Raw genomic sequence first — 2,650 nt, 5'->3', positions numbered from 1 at the left:
GACGATGGGCCGATTGAGGCCGAGCTCCTCCCGCGTCCGCTGCAGGAGCTCCGGCGTCGCGCCGTCGCCCAGGATGATGGCGGCCGGGTCCCCAGGCGTCAGGGCCAGGATGAAAAAGACGATGAACGTGACGCCAATCAGCACGGGGATCATCATCAGGAGCCTACGTAGGATATAGCGCAGCATCAGCTATCAGCCTCACCTTGCAAGGAATACTGAAGTTTTCAAAAAGTGCTCTCCTATTATATCACTTCACAAAAGAACCCTATCACCACAGGTGAGAAAAGACGTGAAACGGACTTAGCGCGCCCCTGGCCTCTGCAACCAAGGCCTTACGAGGTCCTTGAAGATCATTGCCCCGCACCACGGGCTCCGTGAAGCGGTCCCTCTCAGGTTACCCGCTGCGTCCGACGGCAGGGTCTCTGTCCCACAGCCGCATCCAGCCGTGTGAACTCCTCAAGGACGTCCTTGTTAATTTTCCATAAATTAAACATAACAAAATTTAGAAAAAAAGTGTTATCATAAATTATAAACAGAACTCTTGTTCGTCGGGGGAAGTCGGGTGCAACGCCCGCGCGGTCCCGCCGCCGTGAGAGGAGGACAAGCCAGGTTCGGGGAGGGCGCGAAGGCGCGGCTCCATCGAACTATGTCTTGGATCCCAAGCCGGAATACCTGACGTTCAAGCGGACACAAGACGTTTTGCCACGAGCGATGGCGCAGGAGCGTGTCGTCTGTGACGCCCCCGCCCGCGCCCATCGCGAGGCGGGGGTTTTTGCAGCGTTTTATTCTCTGGACGACGTACCCCGGCAACGGGGTTTTGCCGTAATTCTGTAAGTATTGAGGAGGATGATTTTTTCATGAAACGCGGAAACAAAGTAGTGTTGGCGGCTGGTTTGCTCCTTGGGGTCGCCTCGGCGGCCTTTGCGCACGAGCTGGTGATGAAGCCGCAGAAGATGAACGCGGCGAAGGGCGAGACTCTGGCGGTTGAGATCCACTCGGGACACAAGTTCATCGTACCCGAGGAGGTGGAGAGCGTCGAGCGCATCAAGGCGGGAGTCTTCAAGGACGGCAAGCTCCAGGAGGCCGGGCTGAAGCCGAACGAGAAAAACCTGTGCATCGACTTCTCCCTGCCCGTCGAGGATGCCTCTCAGTCCATGGTGATCCTCGCCAACAAGGACGGCGGTGTCTGGTGCGTCACGAATGAGGGCGGCAAGTCCGGCCTTCGCAAGGACCTGGAGGCCCAGGGCCTGAAGGTCACGAAGGCGACCAAGAACGACAAGTTCGTCAAGGTTATCGTCAACGCCTCCAGGGACGACAAGAACTTCGCCGTTCAGACGGGGCAGGCCCTTGAGATCATCCCCGTGACCAACCCTGCGGACGCCAAGGTTGGAGAGTTCTTCGAGGTGAAGATACTGGTCGACGGAAAACCCTACTCAGGGGCGGTGTGGGCGAGCTACGACGGTTTTGCGCCTGAGTACGAGGACACCTATGCCTACTATACCCAGGCGGTCCAGGGCGTGGCCCATATCAAGATCACAGCCCCCGGTCTCTGGGGTGTGCGCGCCATGAAGACGGACCTGCCCGGCAAGGAGGGCGAGTACGACTCCGTTGCTCGCAGGACCTTCCTGCTCTTTGAAGTGAAGTAGCAAAGTCCATCAAAGATGAACGCCTCTTTCAAAAAGACGGCGCTGCTCGGGCTGGCGGTGATCGCCGGCCTGAGCGGCCTTTTAGCGCAGCAGGCGGACGCACACGGCGTGGGCTATTCGGAGTCCACGCTGAAGCCGGTATCGCTCGAATTCTTCTACTCGACGGGAGAGCTTATGAACTACCTTGAGGCCAAGGTCTTCTCCCCTGCCGACGAGAAGATCGCCTACCAGTCAGGACGGACCGACGAGGGGGGGCGTTTCGCCTTCACCCCCAATAAGCCCGGGACGTGGCGGGTCATCGTCAGCGATGAGGACGGGCACAGGGCCGAGGCGACAGTGAACGTGACGGAGGACTTCCTGAAGGCCGGGGCCACAGGAGGCGGTTCGGGCATCGACATTCAGGAGAAGAAGGCCGCCCCTGAGGGACTGGATCTTCTCCTGAGGGCGGGGCTCGGCGTCAGCCTGATCTTCAACATCGCCGCGTTCGTCCTGCTGCTGCGGTGCAGGAAGGCGGTGTAGTCCCATGCATATCAGCGAGGGAATCCTCTCCACTCAGGCCTTGGCCGCCGGATGGGCCGTCGCGGGCGTCGGGACGGCGGTCGGGCTCAAAAAGCTCAACCCCGATAAGATCGTCCGCGTCGCGTTCTCCTCGTCGGTGTTCTTTCTGGCCTCCCTGATCAACGTGCGGCTCGGCCCCAGTTCGACCCACCTCTCCCTTATCGCGCCCATGGGGCTGATCTTGGGGTGGTCGGCCTTTCCCGCCGTGATGGTCGCCCTGATTCTGCAGGCCCTCCTGTTTCAGTTCGGCGGCCTCATCGTTCTGGGGGTGAATACGGTGGATGTCGCCGTTCCTGCGCTCGCCGCCTACTTCCTGTTCGCGGGCCCGATCTGCAGGAGCAGAGGCCCCATCGCCTCCGTACTGGGCTTCATCGCAGGTGCCCTGGCCGTGCTCCTCTGTGCCGTGGGGGTGGAGATCTTCCTGAGGGGGACGGACGCCAATCTAT

Annotated in this window: 3 protein-coding genes, 1 pseudogene and 1 riboswitch; of the genes and pseudogenes, 3 read left to right on the top strand and 1 reads right to left on the bottom strand. The window is 60.4% G+C overall.

Annotated features, from left to right (window positions below):
• Window positions 1–186, bottom strand: a pseudogene (locus SY1_RS02850) (ABC transporter permease); the annotation flags it as partial.
• A gap of 343 nt (window positions 187–529) precedes the next feature.
• Window positions 530–694, top strand: a riboswitch (cobalamin riboswitch).
• A gap of 163 nt (window positions 695–857) precedes the next feature.
• Between SY1_RS02850 and SY1_RS02845 the strand changes: the two are divergent.
• From SY1_RS02845 to cbiM, 3 genes are all read left to right on the top strand, one after another.
• Window positions 858–1,646, top strand: coding sequence for a DUF4198 domain-containing protein (locus SY1_RS02845; RefSeq protein ID WP_015556118.1), 789 nt, complete (start codon window positions 858–860; stop codon window positions 1,644–1,646).
• A 15-nt stretch (window positions 1,647–1,661) separates the two neighbouring features.
• Complete coding sequence (locus tag SY1_RS02840) at window positions 1,662–2,165, top strand: hypothetical protein (RefSeq protein ID WP_015556117.1); 504 nt, start codon at window positions 1,662–1,664, stop codon at window positions 2,163–2,165.
• Window positions 2,166–2,169: 4 nt separating this feature from the next.
• A partial coding sequence (cbiM, locus tag SY1_RS02835) for a cobalt transporter CbiM (RefSeq protein WP_208872646.1) occupies window positions 2,170–2,650 on the top strand: 481 nt, incomplete at its 3' end.

The organism is Fretibacterium fastidiosum (assembly GCF_000210715.1).
In the GTDB taxonomy this organism is placed as follows: domain Bacteria; phylum Synergistota; class Synergistia; order Synergistales; family Aminobacteriaceae; genus Fretibacterium; species Fretibacterium fastidiosum.
Note: the sequence above shows the minus strand (reverse complement) of the source record. Positions and strands in the feature narration are given on the sequence as shown.

Excerpts from the sequence above, each read along its gene's own strand:
- SY1_RS02845 (WP_015556118.1), top strand. The coding sequence starts at position 858 with ATGAAACGCGGAAACAAAGTAGTGTTGGCGGCTGGTTTGCTCCTTGGG.
- SY1_RS02840 (WP_015556117.1), top strand. The coding sequence starts at position 1,662 with ATGAACGCCTCTTTCAAAAAGACGGCGCTGCTCGGGCTGGCGGTGATC.